15 protein-coding genes are annotated in these 14,719 nt (G+C 69.3%); 6 read left to right on the forward strand and 9 right to left on the reverse strand.

The window, feature by feature from the left end:
* Positions 1-79: 79 nt before the first annotated feature.
* Positions 80-1,054 (reverse strand): polysaccharide deacetylase family protein, encoded by a 975-nt coding sequence (locus tag ABN034_RS17690; RefSeq protein ID WP_349692103.1) that lies wholly within the window; start codon positions 1,052-1,054, stop codon positions 80-82.
* 211 nt (positions 1,055-1,265) lie between these two features.
* On the opposite strand from ABN034_RS17690, the gene ABN034_RS17695 reads away from it, so the two are divergent.
* On the forward strand, positions 1,266-1,991 hold the full coding sequence (locus ABN034_RS17695) for a PIG-L deacetylase family protein (RefSeq protein WP_349692104.1): 726 nt from the start codon (positions 1,266-1,268) through the stop codon (positions 1,989-1,991).
* 86 nt (positions 1,992-2,077) lie between these two features.
* On the opposite strand, the gene ABN034_RS17700 is transcribed toward ABN034_RS17695, so the two are convergent.
* The 3 genes from ABN034_RS17700 to ABN034_RS17710 all read right to left on the reverse strand — a co-directional run bounded on the left by ABN034_RS17700 (position 2,078) and on the right by ABN034_RS17710 (position 4,767).
* The gene (locus tag ABN034_RS17700; protein ID WP_349326854.1) at positions 2,078-2,431 is read right to left on the reverse strand and encodes a hypothetical protein; all 354 of its coding nucleotides are present in this window, start codon (positions 2,429-2,431) and stop codon (positions 2,078-2,080) included.
* A 246-nt stretch (positions 2,432-2,677) separates the two neighbouring features.
* Complete coding sequence (locus ABN034_RS17705) at positions 2,678-3,334, reverse strand: LuxR C-terminal-related transcriptional regulator (RefSeq protein WP_349326852.1); 657 nt, start codon at positions 3,332-3,334, stop codon at positions 2,678-2,680.
* Between the two features lie 53 nt (positions 3,335-3,387).
* Positions 3,388-4,767 carry an ATP-binding protein gene (locus tag ABN034_RS17710; RefSeq protein WP_349692241.1) on the reverse strand — a complete coding sequence of 460 codons (1,380 nt, stop codon included), beginning with the start codon at positions 4,765-4,767 and terminating at the stop codon, positions 3,388-3,390.
* Between the two features lie 225 nt (positions 4,768-4,992).
* Between ABN034_RS17710 and ABN034_RS17715 the strand changes: the two genes are divergently transcribed.
* The 3 genes from ABN034_RS17715 to ABN034_RS17725 are packed head-to-tail and all read left to right on the forward strand — an operon-like array spanning position 4,993 to position 7,258.
* Positions 4,993-6,735 (forward strand): PspC domain-containing protein, encoded by a 1,743-nt coding sequence (locus ABN034_RS17715; RefSeq protein ID WP_349692105.1) that lies wholly within the window; start codon positions 4,993-4,995, stop codon positions 6,733-6,735.
* A complete protein-coding gene (locus ABN034_RS17720) occupies positions 6,725-6,979 on the forward strand; it encodes a hypothetical protein (protein ID WP_349692106.1) in 255 nt (84 codons plus the stop codon). Before ABN034_RS17715 ends, ABN034_RS17720 begins: the two co-directional genes overlap by 11 nt.
* Positions 6,980-7,030: 51 nt before the next feature.
* A complete protein-coding gene (locus ABN034_RS17725; protein ID WP_349692107.1) occupies positions 7,031-7,258 on the forward strand; it encodes a PspC domain-containing protein in 228 nt (75 codons plus the stop codon).
* A gap of 193 nt (positions 7,259-7,451) precedes the next feature.
* Here ABN034_RS17725 and ABN034_RS17730 read toward each other — a convergent pair whose 3' ends face one another.
* The 4 genes from ABN034_RS17730 to ABN034_RS17745 all read right to left on the reverse strand — a co-directional run bounded on the left by ABN034_RS17730 (position 7,452) and on the right by ABN034_RS17745 (position 11,731).
* Positions 7,452-8,411, reverse strand: coding sequence for a glutathione S-transferase family protein (locus ABN034_RS17730; RefSeq protein ID WP_349692108.1), 960 nt, complete (start codon positions 8,409-8,411; stop codon positions 7,452-7,454).
* A gap of 337 nt (positions 8,412-8,748) precedes the next feature.
* The gene (locus tag ABN034_RS17735) at positions 8,749-9,849 is read right to left on the reverse strand and encodes a zinc-dependent alcohol dehydrogenase family protein (RefSeq protein ID WP_349692109.1); all 1,101 of its coding nucleotides are present in this window, start codon (positions 9,847-9,849) and stop codon (positions 8,749-8,751) included.
* A gap of 86 nt (positions 9,850-9,935) precedes the next feature.
* Positions 9,936-11,507: a glutamine-hydrolyzing GMP synthase gene (gene guaA, locus ABN034_RS17740; protein WP_502879059.1), complete on the reverse strand. Its 1,572-nt coding sequence runs from the start codon at positions 11,505-11,507 to the stop codon at positions 9,936-9,938.
* A gap of 89 nt (positions 11,508-11,596) precedes the next feature.
* Positions 11,597-11,731: a hypothetical protein gene (locus ABN034_RS17745; RefSeq protein WP_349692110.1), complete on the reverse strand. Its 135-nt coding sequence runs from the start codon at positions 11,729-11,731 to the stop codon at positions 11,597-11,599.
* Here ABN034_RS17745 and ABN034_RS17750 point away from each other — a divergent pair.
* Both ABN034_RS17750 and ABN034_RS17755 read left to right on the forward strand, forming a co-directional pair.
* Complete coding sequence (locus ABN034_RS17750) at positions 11,730-12,440, forward strand: GNAT family N-acetyltransferase (RefSeq protein WP_349692111.1); 711 nt, start codon at positions 11,730-11,732, stop codon at positions 12,438-12,440. The genes ABN034_RS17745 and ABN034_RS17750 overlap by 2 nt on opposite strands.
* Before the next feature lie 634 nt (positions 12,441-13,074).
* The gene (locus tag ABN034_RS17755; protein ID WP_349692112.1) at positions 13,075-13,635 is read left to right on the forward strand and encodes a hypothetical protein; all 561 of its coding nucleotides are present in this window, start codon (positions 13,075-13,077) and stop codon (positions 13,633-13,635) included.
* A gap of 56 nt (positions 13,636-13,691) precedes the next feature.
* Here ABN034_RS17755 and ABN034_RS17760 read toward each other — a convergent pair whose 3' ends face one another.
* Positions 13,692-14,639 carry a helix-turn-helix domain-containing protein gene (locus ABN034_RS17760; RefSeq protein ID WP_349692113.1) on the reverse strand — a complete coding sequence of 316 codons (948 nt, stop codon included), beginning with the start codon at positions 14,637-14,639 and terminating at the stop codon, positions 13,692-13,694.
* Between the last annotated feature and the right edge of the window lie 80 nt (positions 14,640-14,719).

Consider the following 14,719-nt stretch of genomic DNA (forward strand, 5'->3'; position numbering starts at 1 on the left):
CGCTGTTCCGAAGATGGCCACTAGTGGCCATGTCCGGGAGGTCGGCTGGCGCCAGCCGGGCCGGCTCGCCTGGGTCATGTCAGCAGGGCATGGCCTCGAACGCGTAGCCCTTCTCGATGAGTTGGGGCAGCAGCCGTTCCAGCGCGGTGACGGTCTGCGACCGGTCGCCGCCGCCGTCGTGGAACAGCACGATGGCCCCCGGAGCCACGCCCTTGAGGACGCGTTCCTCGATCTTGTCGGCCCCAGGGCGGTCCCAGTCCTTCGGGTCCACGTGCCAGAGCACGACTTCCTGGCGCAGATCGGCAGCGATGGCGCGTACGTCGTCGTTGATGGCGCCGTAGGGCGGGCGGAAGCATCGCGAGGCGGGTCCCTTTTGTAATTCCTCGCGGGCGTCCTCGTCGGAAAGGCTTGGCAGCGACTTGTGGTCGTGCGTGTGATTTCCGATCGTGTGACCCGCGGCCCGGATCTGCTTCACGATGTCCGGATTGGCGTTACTGGCATCGCCGAGTGCGAAAAAGGTGGCAGGCGCCTTGTACTTCGCCAGGATCCGCAGAATCTGCGGTGTGTATTTCACACTCGGTCCGTCATCAAAGGTGAGGAACATGATTTTGGCGCTGGTGTCCTCGATCCGATCGACCCGCTGGGCGACCGGTCCCGGCTTCGGGGTCGGACTGGCGGTTCCTGGTGTCGGCGAGACACTCGGTGACGCGGACGTGGTTGGTGAAGGCGAGGTGCCGGGGGAGCCAGTCGCGTTGGGCGAAGCGCTGCTGGTGGGCAGCTGTGTGGCGTTGGGCGCCGTCGCGCTGGGGGTTGCCGTGGTGGATGGCGTCGTACTGGATGGCGTGGCCACGGGGGTGAGCGTCGCCCTCGCCACCGCGGTGCGACCAGGTAGGGCGCTGGGCCGCACCGACGGCGCACGCGTGGCGGTCGGCGTCGACGTGGCGCCTTCGCGAGCGTCCGAGTTCGCGCAGTTCGCCGCAAAAAAGCCAAGGAGTATGCCAAGGAGAAGGATGAGCAGGCCTCGTACGATCGACGGAATTCGTAGTGGCGACATGCCCCATCACTCCCCCACATTGGGCGCCAAGAGATATCTCCCGTCGCGCAGACGTCGGAAAACGTCTGGTCCAAGGAATTGCGACGAATGGCAAATCGATTTCGGGAGTGGGATTTCGCCCTTTCTGCGTTCGCTGGAAACTATTCGGAACGTCCCGTGCAGCTGGCCCGTCCTGGGCGAAATTTGGCGGGTCAGGTAGGTTCCTGCCGTGATGGCTGATCTACTGCCCGACCATGAGGTCTCCCGGGTCCTCGTTGTCGTCGCACACCCCGACGACGTCGACTTCGGCGCGGCCGGGACCGTCGCACACTGGACCGACGCCGGTCACGAGGTCGTCTACTGCGTGTGCACCGACGGCCAGAGCGGCGGCTTCGACCTCGACATCCCGCGCGCTGAGATGGGCGCGATCCGCCGTGGCGAGCAGGAGGCGGCCGCCGCCGCCGTGGGGGTGACCGACGTACGCTTTCTCGGTTTCGTCGACGGCGAGCTCGAGGCAGACCGCGAACTCGTCCGGTCACTCACCCGCCTCATCCGCGAACTCCAGCCGCAGCGAGTGATGTGCCCCAGCCCCGAGCGCGACTGGGCGATCCTGCCGCGCAGCCATCCCGATCACCTCGCCGCCGGAGAGGCGGCCATCCGGGCGGTGTACCCAGCCGCACGGAATCCGTTCTCCTTCCCCGACCTCGCCGAGGAAGGGCTCGAGCCGTGGACAGTCCGCGAGGTGTGGCTGTCCGGCCATCCCGAGAGCAACCATGTGGTGGATGTGACAGACACGGTCGACCGGAAGATCGCCGCACTGCTCGCCCACAAGAGCCAGCATCCCGACCCGGACGCGTTGCCCACTCGGGTGCGCGAGTGGCTTGGCGCCAACGCGGTGCGCGCCGGGCTTCCCGAGGGTCGCCTCGCCGAGGACTTCTTCGTCGTCTCGACCGGCTGACTACCGGCTCGCCGGGCCAGGTTCAGCGCTGCCAGGTTTTGGGAGCCGGGTCAGGGCGTCACGTTCAGGACGTCACGTCGGCGGCGTCAGGTCCAGAAGACTGCGACGGCGACGTTGACGAGCGTGAGTGCGGTGAGAGCGAAGAACAGCCCGTTGGAGATTGTGGGCTTCTTGCGGTTGAGCCAGGCCAGAACCGTGATGACGAGGACGACGAGCAGCTTGACGCCGATCTTGGCGTTGTCGACCGGGTGAGCCGGGTCGTCGAGTCCCTCGAGTACGCCGACCAGAAGCAGGCCGGACACCAACTGCGTCAGCGCGCCGTGCAGGATCGCGGCAAGGATCCGGCGTTCTGGCCCCTTCATCTGGACCAGCAACCCGCCCAGCAGACTCGCCAGACCCACGAAGTGGATGAACACCAGCACCTGGCGCAGGATCTCCATGGAACTGCACCCCTGCCTCTCGTCAGACCCGCCATGCTCGCACTACTACGTCTGGTAGTACGTACGCCCGTCGATCATAGCGAGGGCAGCCATCTTCTGGACGAGGGGTCCCCGTGCCGCTACCCCTCACCTATCAGGGGACCGGCGCCCACCGGTCCAGACGTTCAGCCCCTGCGGCCTCACACCAGGCGGCGGTCGGTGGCCAAGCGGGATCAGCTCACGGGAGCCAGGCGTTCAGCGCCGCCTTCACACCAGGCGGCGGTCGGTCGCCCAGCGGGTCAGCTCGTAACGGTTGGACAGCTGCAGCTTCCGCAGCACGGACGAGACGTGTGTCTCCACGGTCTTCACCGAGATGAAGAGTTCCTTCGCGACTTCCTTGTACGCATAGCCGCGCGCGATCAGGCGCAGCACCTCGCGTTCGCGCTGGGTCAGCCGGTCGAGTTCCTCGTCGATGCTGCCCGGGTCGACCGCGCCGGCGAACGCGTCGAGCACGAATCCCGCCAGCCGCGGTGAGAAGACAGCATCGCCGTCGGCGATCCGGCGTACGCCATCGATGATCTCATCCCCGGTGATGGTCTTGGTGACGTAACCGCGCGCGCCCGCCCGGATCACCCCGATCACGTCCTCCGGGGCGTCGGACACGCTCAGCGCGAGGAACCGGACGTCAGGCTCGGCCGCCAGCACCTGCCGGCAGACCTCGGCCCCACCGCCGCCGGGAAGGTGGACGTCGAGCAGGACCACCTCCGGCTTCGTCGCGAGGATTACCTTGACCGCCGCGTCGACGTCGCCGGCCTCCCCCACGATGTCGACCGCGGCACCGATCTCGGTGCGTACGCCCGTGCGGAACATCGCGTGGTCGTCGACGAGCACGATCCGGCGCCGGTTGTCAGGGTTGGTCGTCACGAGGTCATCCTTTCAAAGCCTGAACAGGATCATGGTTGTTCACGGTGGCCGCTCTACCCGGCACCAGGACCAGAACCCGAGCCAGAGCCAGAACCAGAACCAGAGCTCGAGCCAGAGTTGGCGGCGGCCTGGTCGACCAGGAGGTGCACCTCGGTTCCCTCACCGGGTGTGCTCCTGATGTCGGCCTTGCCACCGTGGCGTTCCATGCGTTCGTAGATGCTGCGACGGACACCGAGTCGGTCCGCACCCACATGCTCCGGATCGAACCCGACCCCGCGGTCGCGGACGAAGACCTCCACCCGCGCCGGCTCCACCTCGGCGTAGACGTCGATCCGCGGCGCGCCCGAGTGCTTGGCGGCGTTGACCATCGCCTCCCGGGCAGCGCGGACAACGGCCGTCAGCGTCGGGTTCATCGGGGCGTCGCCGACCATGACCACCTCGACCGGGATCTCGTGGTGGTCCTCGACCTCGGCTCCCGCCCGGCGCAGCTCGCTGCGCAGGGTCGCGTCGGCGTCCTCCTGTTCGCCGTAGAGCCACTGCCGAAGGTCGCGCTCCTGGGCCCGCGCCAGGCGAACGACGGCACGCTGGTCATGGGCCTGCTTCTGGATCAACGCGAGCGTCTGCAGGACCGAGTCGTGCAGGTGCGCGGCCATGTCGGCGCGTTCCTGCGAACGGATGCGTACCCTCCGCTCCTCGGACAGGTCTCCAGCCAGCCGCCACACCCACGGGCCGACGATCAGGCCGACCCCGATACCGGCGCCGAGGACGGCAAGCAGAGCCGCGTTGACCTCGTTCATGCCGCCGACGGAGGCGAGTCCCCATGACAAAGCGGCGATGACGAGGGCGAGCCCGACGACGGTACGGAGAACCATGACCCAGCCGCGGGTACTGACGAGCGGCCACATCCACTTCCAGCGCGGCGGGGCGGACGCGGTCCACCGGGCACGCTGGGACTCGTCGGCCTGCCGCCACAGCAGCGCGAGGCCGACACCGCCCAGGATGAGCGGCCAGAACACCTGGGCCGAGACCCCGCCGAGGTGCGGGTAGATCGCGATGATGCCGATCGCCAGGACGGCGATCGACACCAACTGACCGGTGTCCTGGCGTCTCTTGCCAGGTGCACGCTCGCGACGGAGCCCCTTGCGGGTGGCCGCCGCGACACCGGCCGGCTGCGTGGCCTCCTCGACCGCGGGCTCCTGAGGGAGTACGACCCAGAGCGCGGCGTACAGCAACAGGCCGAAGCCGCCGACCGCGGTCAGCGCGACCAGGCCCAGGCGTACGTGCAGGAGCTGAAGTCCCAGGTGATCGGCCAGCCCGGCGGCAACTCCGCCCAGAACCTTCCCGTCGGCACGCCGGTAGCAGCGGGGAGCGGTGCTCCGCGCCGCGGCGACCGGTGGCGTACCAACTGGTGCGCCTCGTGCGTCGGTGAAGATCGTGGCCTCCTGGGGCGTACGGGCCGACTTGCCCGGGTATCGTCGGGCGGCGCCGGTGGACGCCGAGCGAGCGGCAACGCGCCCGGCTGTCCTCCTTGATGGTCACACGAGAAGCGCTGCTGAGCCACCGGGACAGGCCCCCCGCTTCACCCCAGGCGGCCCGGGGGTAAAGCCCAGGGTCATCCCGGATGGCGCCGCCGCCCCAACGGCCCGGAGGATCGGGGTATGCCTGCCACCACGCCGCCCGCGGGATCCGGATGGCCCGACGATCAGTCCCCCTCGCCCAGCGCTGGCGCCGAGACAGGCGCTGGCGCCAGGACGGGCAACGAGACAGGCGCGGAGACAGGCAACAAGTCAGGCACCGACACGGGCGCTGAGTCAGGCGCCGACACGGGTGCTCCCGCGGGGTCAGGGACAGGCACCGGAAGGGGGCAGGACCAGCTCCGGGCAGAGCTCCGCTCACTTCGCCGCGCGCGCGACGGCCGGCTCCTCGCGGGCGTCTGCGCGGGCCTCGGTCCTCGACTCCAGATCGACCCGGTCGTCCTCCGGGTGGTCGGCGTCATCCTGGCGCTTTTCGGTGGTGTCGGCGTCCTGCTGTACGCGGCGGGTTGGCTGCTCGTGCCGGACGACGGCGAGGACCTGTCGATCCTCGAACAACAGCTCGGCCGGCGCCGCAACGGCGCACCGGACAACGCGATCGTCGTCGGTGGTCTGGTCATCCTGGGCCTCGTGATCTTCAGCGTTCCCTGGTGGGGATTTCCGTGGCACGTCCCGGTTCTGCTCGTGTTGAGTGTGCTCGGCCTGTACGCCCTGATCCGCCGCAACGCCGAACAGGACGGCGGCGGCGCCGCTCCGTCAGACCGGCCGGGAGAACCTGGCGGCTCCGGCGGGACGTTCCCACCCGGAACCGCAGCCGGCGCCGGCACCTCGGGTGCGTCCGGCGGCACGGGTGACATCACCTCTCCTCCTGCGGCCACCGAACCGACTCGCTCGACGTGGGACCACACCAGGCCGCTGGACGTCGCCGACCCGGGCTCCTGGGTGCCCACGAGTGCGGCCGACGCTCCGACTGGTTCCTGGCGTACGGCCGAACCCGCTCCCGCGTCCTTCTGGAATCAGCCGGACCCCCTGGGCCTGGAGATCCAGGACGTCGAACTGGCCCAACCACCGGAGAACTGGACTCCCCCGCCCGCGACTCCCCCGCGCCAGGTCAGGTCCACGGCGATCCGCAGCGACGGCGAGCGGAAGCGGTCGTGGCTCTTCGCCGGGACGATGGCGGCCGCGCTCCTGCTGGTGATGGTGCTCGCGCTCGCCGACCTGCAGGAGGACGTCCCGCTCGGTGCCTACATCGCCGGTCCGCTCGGTGTGGTCGGTCTCGGCTTGATCCTGGGCGCGTGGTTCGGCCGGACCAGAGCGTTGATCGCCTCCGGTGTCGTCCTCGCCCTGGCGCTGCCTGCGGCCAGCCTGGCCGACCGGTGGCCTGGCGAGGCGGTGGACCTGACCGTGCATCCGACGTCTGTCAGTGCGATTCAGGGCAGCTACGACTACGGCGTCGGTGAGCTGGTCATCGATCTCAGTGCGGTGCCCTTCCGCGATGGGCAGCACGTCGAGTCCTCCATCGACGTCGGCGTCGGCGACGTCCTCATCGTCGTACCCCCGGATGTCGACGTGATCTTCAAGGGCGACGTCGGGCTCGGTGAGATCTCGCTGTTCGGCCGCGCCCTCCCACCCGAGCCCGTGCCGCCTCGGCCACCGCGCGCACCTGCGGCTCCAGGAGAACGTGACGCGGCCAGTGAGCAGGGCGACGCGGCTGAAGGAGTCACAAGGGAGTTCGACGCGGGTACGTCGGAGGGGTTCGGTGTCTCCCGGGAGATCATCGATCGAGGCGACGACGGACCCGGAGGTGGTGAACTCGTGCTGAACATCGACGTCGGTATGGGCCATGTGGGGGTGCATCGTGGGGAGTAAGCCTCCGGCCGGGAGGCATCCGGCCAACATCGCCGCCCTCGTCGCCGGCCTGGTGTGCTGCGGCCTCGCGCTGGGTTGGTTGCTGCTCCACAGTGGCGCGCTCCGCGTCGCCGACCTGGGCTGGCTGCTCCCTGTCGTCCTGATCGGCGCCGGGGGCGTCGGCGTCGCCATGTCGCTGCAGCGCAACCGTCGCCAACCCTCACGACACCCCCCGACACGCTTCGGGGACAACCGTAGGGCGTGATCAGGACACTTCCGGATAGCCGTTCACGCTCAGATCGAGGAGGCTTGAGCCATGAACGAAACCACTCCGTTGCGAAAAGAGTCCTTTCCCCCACTCAAGAAGCTCGTTCGTACGAAGGACGAACGCATGGTCGCCGGTGTCTGCGGCGGCCTGGCGAAGTACGCCGGCATCGACCCGGTGCTGGTCCGGCTCGGGATGGTCGCGCTGGTGATCTTCGGTGGCGCGGGGCTGCTGCTCTACCTGGCCGGCTGGATCATCATCCCCGAGGAAGGCGCCTGACCGGTCACGCCGTACCGGCGGTGGTCAGAACCATGGCAGTGCTCACGCAGGACCGATCCACGACGACGGGCTCTCGGACGGACGTCGGATGGGAGACCGGCTGGAGGTTTCGGTCGGAGGCATCGGTCGGAGATTTCGGCTGGAGGCATCGGCCGGAGGTACGGCTGGTGCCGGCAACGACCAGCCGTCGCTCCTATCCGCGTCCGTGCGGGAGCGTCCACCCCGTGGGGTCGGGTCCCTTGGGCACCACACCGGTCGGGTTGATCTGGTGATGGGTGAGGTAGTAATGCCGCTTGATCTGGTCGAAGTCGACCGTCTCACCGATGCCCGGGGTCTGGTACAGATCCCGGGCGTACGCCCACAACACCGGTTGCTCGGTCAGCTTGTTCCGGTTGCACTTGAAGTGGTTGTGGTACACGGCGTCGAAACGCACCAGCGTCGTGAAGAGCCGGATGTCCGCCTCGGTCAACCGGCTGCCGTCGCCACAGAGGTAGCGCTGGTTGCGTAGCCGGTCCTCGAGCCAGTCGAGCCGGGCGAAGAGCGTGTCGAAGGCTCTTTCGTACGCCTGCTGTGAACTGGCGAAGCCGCATTTGTAGACGCCGTTGTTGACGTCGTCATAGATGGCGGCGACCACCTGGTCGATCTCCTCGCGCAGGTCCTCCGGATAGAGGTCGGGGGCCCCCGGCCGGTGGAAGTCCTTCCACTGCGTGGAGAAGTCCAGGGTGATCTGCGGGAAGTCGTTGGTCACGACGGTGCCGGAGGGTACGTCGATCAGGCAGGGAACAGTGACCCGTCCCTCGAACGTGGGGTCCGTCCGGTGGTACGCCTCCGCCAGGAACGCGATGTCGAGCACCGGGTCCCGGCCGCCCGCGTCAAGTGTGAACCGCCAGCCGCGCTCGTCGCGGATCGGATCGACGGTCGCGAGCGAGAGGGCGTCGTCAAGGCCGAGCAGCTGGCGCACGATGACCGCGCGGTGCGCCCACGGGCAGGCCCGGGACCAGACCAGGCGGTAGCGGTCCGGCTCGGCGGGCCATCCTGACGAGGCATCGGCGGTGACCCGGTCGGTGAACCGGTTGGCCTGGCGTACGAACTCGCCGCGTTTCCCGGTCTCCTTCGGCAACTGCGCCGCCGTCGCGGGCCTGGACTCGTTCACGGGTACGGAGTCATTCACTGGTGCGGAGTCATTCACGGGTGCGGTCGAGTTCACGGGTGCGGTCGGGTTCGCGCCCTGCCGTGGTGCCTGGGATTCCGCCATGCGTCCAGTGTTGCGCACCCTTCCCCGTGATCATGATCGTGACCATGAAGGATCTGCGTACGCACAGCTCCATTTCTCTTCATGATCGAGAGGGCGGGCCCTCGGTGTCGATCCAGGCTTCATGATCATGAAGGTCTTGCGGCGCATAGACCCCGTTTTCCTACATGATCACGATCATGATCACGGGGCCGAGGCAGTGGCAGTGGTGGGCCGGCTGAGGGCGGCGCGGCCGGCGTCAAGGCAGCAGCTGGGCGACGGTGATGCCTGGCGTCTGAGGGGCTCCCGAACCCATGGCGGCCAGCGCCGACGGTATCCCGGCCAGGTCGATCCGCCGGCCGATGAGACGCTCGGGCCGTACCTGACCGGCCTCGATGAGGGCGAGCATCGCGGGATAGTCGTAGGCAGGAAGCCCGTGACTGCCGAGGATCTCGAGCTCGTACGCGATCACCCGGTCCATGGGTATCCCCGCCGGTCCGAGCGGCATGAGACCCACCTGCACGTGGCGTCCGCGGCGACGCAGGCCGAGTATCGACGCGGTACAGGCCTCGCGGATCCCGAGGCAGTCGAGCGAGACGTCCGCGCCACCCTCCGTCGCCTCCCGGACCGCGGCCGCCACGTCCTCCTCGACCACGCCCTCCCTCGCCACGTCCCCCCTCGCCACGCCCTCCTCCGTCACGGCGTCCCTCGCGGCATCTACGGTGGCCACCGCACCGAGTTCGCGAGCAAGAGCCAACGCCGCCGGTGACACGTCCACCGCTACTACCCGGGCGCCAGCGGCGACAGCGATCATCACGGCCGACAACCCGGCGCCGCCGCAACCGTGCACGGCAACCCAGTCCCCGCCCGTCACCCGACCCTGGCGAAGCACAGCTCGGAACGCCGTGCCGAACCGGCAGCCAAGGCAGGCACCGACCGCCAACGCCAGCGAATCCGGGAGCGCGACGAGATTGACGTCGGCATGCTCGATGCGCACCAGATCGGCGAACGAACCCCAGTGGGTGAACCCGGGCTGGCTCTGATGTCGGCACACCTGCTGGTTCCCCGCCGCACACTCCGCGCAGGTCCCGCACGCGCAGACGAACGGAACCGTCACCCGCTGGCCGACCCGCCACCGGCGTACGGACGCACCCACCGCAGCCACCGTCCCGGCCAGTTCGTGGCCACCGACGTGCGGCAGTGCGACGTCCGGGTCATGCCCCTGCCAAGCGTGCCAGTCGCTGCGGCACACACCGGTCGCCGCCACCTGGATCACCGCGTCGTCAGGCCCGGGAGTCGGGTCGGGGACCTCGCGAACCTCAGGACTCGCGCCGAACTCGTCGTACCAGACCACCCTCATCCTCGGCCTGCCCGCCACCAAGGTTCGCCATGAGGGTCATCCATGCATGGCGCAATCTCGCACGATGCACGCCCCACCGTGCCGCGTCATTCCCATTCGATGGTGCCGGGCGGCTTGCTGGTGATGTCGAGGACGACGCGGTTCACCTCGCGTACCTCGTTCGTGATCCGGGTGGAAATCCGTTCGAGCAGGTCGTACGGCAGACGCGCCCAGTCGGCGGTCATGGCGTCCTCGCTGGTCACGGGGCGCAGCACGATGGGGTGACCGTAGGTCCGCTGGTCACCCTGGACACCCACCGATCGGACGTCGGCCAGCAGCACCACCGGGAACTGCCAGATGTCGCGGTCGAGCCCGGCCGCCGTCAGCTCCTCGCGGGCGATCGCGTCTGCCGCCCGCAGGATCTCCAGTCGTTCCTTCGTCACGGCGCCGACCACCCGGATCGCGAGGCCAGGCCCCGGGAACGGCTGCCGCCACACGATCTCCGCCGGCAGGCCCAGCTGCTCGCCGACCTGGCGTACCTCGTCCTTGAACAACGCCCGGAACGGCTCCACGAGCGAGAACTCCAGGTCGTCTGGGAGCCCGCCGACGTTGTGGTGGGACTTGATGGTCGCCGCGCCCTCGCCGCCGCCGGACTCCACGACGTCGGGGTAGAGCGTCCCCTGCACGAGGAAGTCGACAGCCTCGCCGTGGGCACCGGCGTCGGCGACGACCTCGCGTGCGGCCTGTTCGAAGACCCGGATGTACTCACGGCCGATGATCTTGCGTTTGTCTTCGGGGTCGTCGACACCGGCGAGCGCGCCGAGGAACTGCTCGGCGGCGTCGACCACCTTGAGCTTCACCCCCGTGGCCGCGACGAAGTCGCTCTCGACCTGCTCGGCCTCGCCCTTGCGCAGCAGCCCGAGGTCGACGAACACGCAGGTGAGCCGGTCGCCGATGGCCCGCTGCACCAGCGCCGCGGCGACCGAGGAGTCGACGCCGCCCGACATCGCGCAGATGGCTCGCTTGTCGCCGATCTGGGCGCGTACGGCGTCGACGGTCTCCTCGACGATGTTGACCATCGTCCAGGTGGGACGGCATCCCGCGATGTCGTAGAGGAACCGCTGCAGCACCTGCTGGCCGTGCTCGGAGTGCAGCACCTCCGGATGCCACTGCACGCCGGCCAGCCTGCGCTCGGAGTCTTCGAACGCCGCGACCCGCGCACCGTCCGAGGATGCCGCGAGGGTGAAGCCGGCGGGCGGGCGTACGACCTCGTCGCCGTGGGACATCCATGCCCGGAACTGTGCGGGCACGCCGGCGAGCAGGGCGCCGCTCCGGGGTTCGTGGGCGGTGACGAGGGTACGCCCGAACTCCGACCGCCCGGTCTTCGCCACCTCGCCGCCCAACGCCTGCGCCATGGCCATGAAGCCGTAGCAGATGCCGAACGCGGGTACGCCCGCCGCGAACAGCTTCGGGTCCACCTGTGGCGCGCCCTCGGCGTAGACCGACTGCGGCCCGCCGGAGAGGATGATCGCCTTCGGGCGCCTGGCGAGGAGCTGCGCGACTGGCGTGGTGTGCGGGACGATCTCGGAATAGACGCGGGCCTCACGGACCCGGCGAGCGATGAGCTGGGCGTACTGCGCGCCGTAGTCGACGACGAGAACGAGATCGTGGTCGGTCACGATGACCCTTCGGAAATGGCCGTGCCCAATTGGGTGTGCGAGTGGGTGTGCCGGCCTGCTTTACTGGCCCGGATCTGACCGCTCCGAGTTTAGTCGGGCACATATCTCATCCTGCGGCTGCCCGAACCGTCCGGCGCGGCGGACCAGCCGAGTCGCCCGAACCGTCCGGCGCGGCGGAGCAGCCGAGTACGCCCCTGTCCGCCCGATCCGGGAGGAATTGCCATGGCCGCGAGCCTGTCCCCGGTCCAGCTCGCCGAGGCCCATGTGCGGGCGCTCTTCCGTACCACCGGCGACGGCCTCCTCGCCGAGACCAACGAGACGCCGCCCGCGAAAGCACCCAGGGTCTTCGTCGCCCGAAGCAGAGCCGGCACCCTCTGCCACCCTCGCCACGACCTCCATCCGGCGCTCGCCGCTGAGTTGCGCCGACGCGCTCGCGACCTTCCACCGTTGTCGGATCCGACCCCAGATCCGGAGATCTACGCCGCGCTCAGGTCCGCCGTCGAGGAGGACGGGCCGATCACGAACCGGTGGCACGGACCGGCGTACGCCTTCGACGGTCCCGCTCTGGAGCCGCACCCCGACGTCGTGGAGATCCGGGAAGAACGCGACCTGTTCGTCGGCCATCCGTTCGAGGACTTCCGGACCGATCTCGACCACCATCGCCCGCTCTTCGCGGTCGTCCGTGACGGCAGGATCGTGGCCGCCGGGTTCAGCTCGCGCACGACCGAGCGGGAGGCCGAAGCGGGGGTCAACACGCACGTCGACCACCGGGGGCAGGGCCTCGGAGCGGCCGTCGTCAACGCCTGGCGCCTCGCGATCGAGGGTTCGGGGCGGGTGCCGCTCTACAGCACGTCGTACGACAATCTCAGCTCGCAGGCGGTGACCCGGCGCCTCGGCCTTCGGCAGTACGCCGAGAGCTACTGGCTGGCCTAGCAGCACCCTCACGATCTGTCCGGACGACCAGCACTGCCTTGTGTGAGGGGGCCCCTCATCCAGAGGTTGCGACGGGATGAGGGGTCCCCGCACGCGAACCTATTGGCGCAGGGGCGCCCTCATCCGAACAGCCACTGGCGCAGGGGCGCCCTCATCCGAACAGCCGCCAGCGCAAGCCCGCCAGCACGCCTCAGATGGCGTCCAACCGGATGCCTTCGGAAAAGCGGTGAACAATTGTTCGGGAGGGTCGTAACTCGACAGTCGGTTCAGTCGTTGGGAGGGCGACGGGGCATAGGTCGGCCTGTCCGGCCCGTTTCCGTCCGTACGACGGCAACCGCTCGCGGCCTCGCGGTGCCTCGTACGACCTAGTCAGGGCCCGGCTCCTCGCCTGCTGGAGCCGGGCCCTGCACATGCCTCTGCCTGCCCCACCCCGCGTGACCGCCCCACCCCGCGTGACCACCCACCCCCGGCGTGGTGATCGCCCGTCGTGCCTGCCTCGCCGAGCGACGACCTCCCGGGGAGGCAACCTGTTGCCCGCCCCGCCGGTCCGGTTCGCCCGGATCGGCCGCTGACCAGGGAAGATGCCGATCTTCGACCTACGGAACCACACCAGTACACGGAACGTCGCAGGACCATGATGCTTTCGGTTCTGCGACGCGGCCTACCCTGCGCCGCGGTCACGGGGGTCCTCGTCGTCGCACTGGCGGCATGCGGGACCGAGCAGGGGACATCACCGGACGCCGGGCAGCCAACCGCCACCACCAGCGCCACCGAGTCGGGACCCGCGATGTCGCCCTCCACCCTCGTCCTGCACCGCACCGGCGGCATCGCCGGCTTCGACGACAAACTCACCGTCGAGCCTGACGGCACGGTGACCCTGACGAGCCGGGGCAAGGAACCGATGACCTGCACGGTCAACCCCAAGACCAAGCAGCGGCTCGACGCGGCCGCCCAGCAGGCCAGCGAGTCTCCCGCGCCCAAGGCACGCAGCCGCGACGGCAAGAAGTGGGCGACCGCGACGCCCGACGAGCTCCAACTGTTCCTGGTCGTCGGCGACCAGCAGGTCCAGTCGTCCGACCTCGGCGAGCTGGACCAGCACTATCGCGAACTGTTCTCCGTGATGAACGACATCCTGTCCGCCGCCGCCGCCGTCCGCGCCGGTAAGGACACCGGAGCGGGCTCCGCCTGCAGCTGACCTCCGCCCGGCAGCTGACCTCCGCCCGGCAACTGACCTCCGCCCGGCAGCGACCCCTACACGTGGAACGCGTGCCGGTGCGCGTGGGGAGTCGTACCCCGGCGACGGGCGAAGTGGTGTCGTAGCGTGTCGGCGCTGCCGAAGCCTGACCGTTCGGCCACGACGTCGACCGTGAGGTCGGAGGTCTCGAGCAGAAGTTCGGCGCGTTGGAGGCGCTGCTCCAACAGCCAGCGGTGGGGTGTCGTCCCCGTGGTCGTACGGAATCGGCGTGCGAAGTTGCGGACCGACATCCCCGCCCGGTGGGCGAGGGTCGCGACCGGCAGGTCACGGTCCAGGTGCTCCGCGGCCCAGTCGAGGACCTCCGCCATTCCCTCACCCGTGGGCACCGCCGGCAGCGGCATCTCGACGTACTGCGCCTGGCCGCCCTCACGGTGCGCGGGCACCACCATCCGACGGGCGAGGGCGTTCGCCGTCCCTGATCCGTGCACTCGCCTGACGAGGTGCAGGCACGCGTCGATCCCCGCCGCCGCACCCGCGCTGGTCAGGACCGGACCGTCGGTCACGTAGAGCACGTCCCTTTCGATGCGTACGCGCGGAAACCGACGTACCAACCGGTCGGCGAACTGCCAGTGCGTCGTCGCCCTGCGACCGTCGAGCAGGCCCGCGCCGGCGAGGGCGAACGCGCCGCTGCAGACGGAGAGCAGGACGGCACCTCGGGCGTACGCGTCCTGCAGCGCGGTCGCGATGGCCGGGTCCAGCGGAGCGTCGAGGTCCGGCCACGCCGGGACGGCGACGAGGTCGGCCTCGGCGACCCGGCTCAGGTCGTGGGACACCTCGACAGCGAAGCCTGAGGTCGTGGGGACCAGCCCCGGGCGCGGGCCGCAGACGGCGAAGTCGTAGCCCGGCAGTCCGTCGTCGGACCGGTCGAGGCCGAAGACCTGACAGAGGATGCCGAGCTCGAATCCCGCGATACGCGAGCCGACCAACGCGGCGACGGATTCCACGCGAACCTTCCGACCCTTCGCCATCACGCTCCGCCTCACCGAGTGTGCGCAAACTGTAGGTTCTCCGCCGCAGAACCTAC

The sequence above is a fragment of the Actinopolymorpha sp. B11F2 genome (assembly GCF_040195635.1).
Classification (GTDB): domain Bacteria; phylum Actinomycetota; class Actinomycetes; order Propionibacteriales; family Actinopolymorphaceae; genus Thermasporomyces.

What these genes read in the sequence shown, in the direction of transcription:
- ABN034_RS17690 (WP_349692103.1), bottom strand. Translation starts at nt 1,054, where the DNA reads ATGTCGCCACTACGAATTCCGTCGATCGTACGAGGCCTGCTCATCCTT.
- ABN034_RS17695 (WP_349692104.1), top strand. Translation starts at nt 1,266, where the DNA reads ATGGCTGATCTACTGCCCGACCATGAGGTCTCCCGGGTCCTCGTTGTC.
- ABN034_RS17700 (WP_349326854.1), bottom strand. Translation starts at nt 2,431, where the DNA reads ATGGAGATCCTGCGCCAGGTGCTGGTGTTCATCCACTTCGTGGGTCTG.
- ABN034_RS17715 (WP_349692105.1), top strand. Translation starts at nt 4,993, where the DNA reads ATGCCTGCCACCACGCCGCCCGCGGGATCCGGATGGCCCGACGATCAG.
- ABN034_RS17725 (WP_349692107.1), top strand. Translation starts at nt 7,031, where the DNA reads ATGAACGAAACCACTCCGTTGCGAAAAGAGTCCTTTCCCCCACTCAAG.
- ABN034_RS17735 (WP_349692109.1), bottom strand. Translation starts at nt 9,849, where the DNA reads ATGAGGGTGGTCTGGTACGACGAGTTCGGCGCGAGTCCTGAGGTTCGC.
- ABN034_RS17750 (WP_349692111.1), top strand. Translation starts at nt 11,730, where the DNA reads ATGGCCGCGAGCCTGTCCCCGGTCCAGCTCGCCGAGGCCCATGTGCGG.
- ABN034_RS17745 (WP_349692110.1), bottom strand. Translation starts at nt 11,731, where the DNA reads ATGGCAATTCCTCCCGGATCGGGCGGACAGGGGCGTACTCGGCTGCTC.
- ABN034_RS17755 (WP_349692112.1), top strand. Translation starts at nt 13,075, where the DNA reads ATGATGCTTTCGGTTCTGCGACGCGGCCTACCCTGCGCCGCGGTCACG.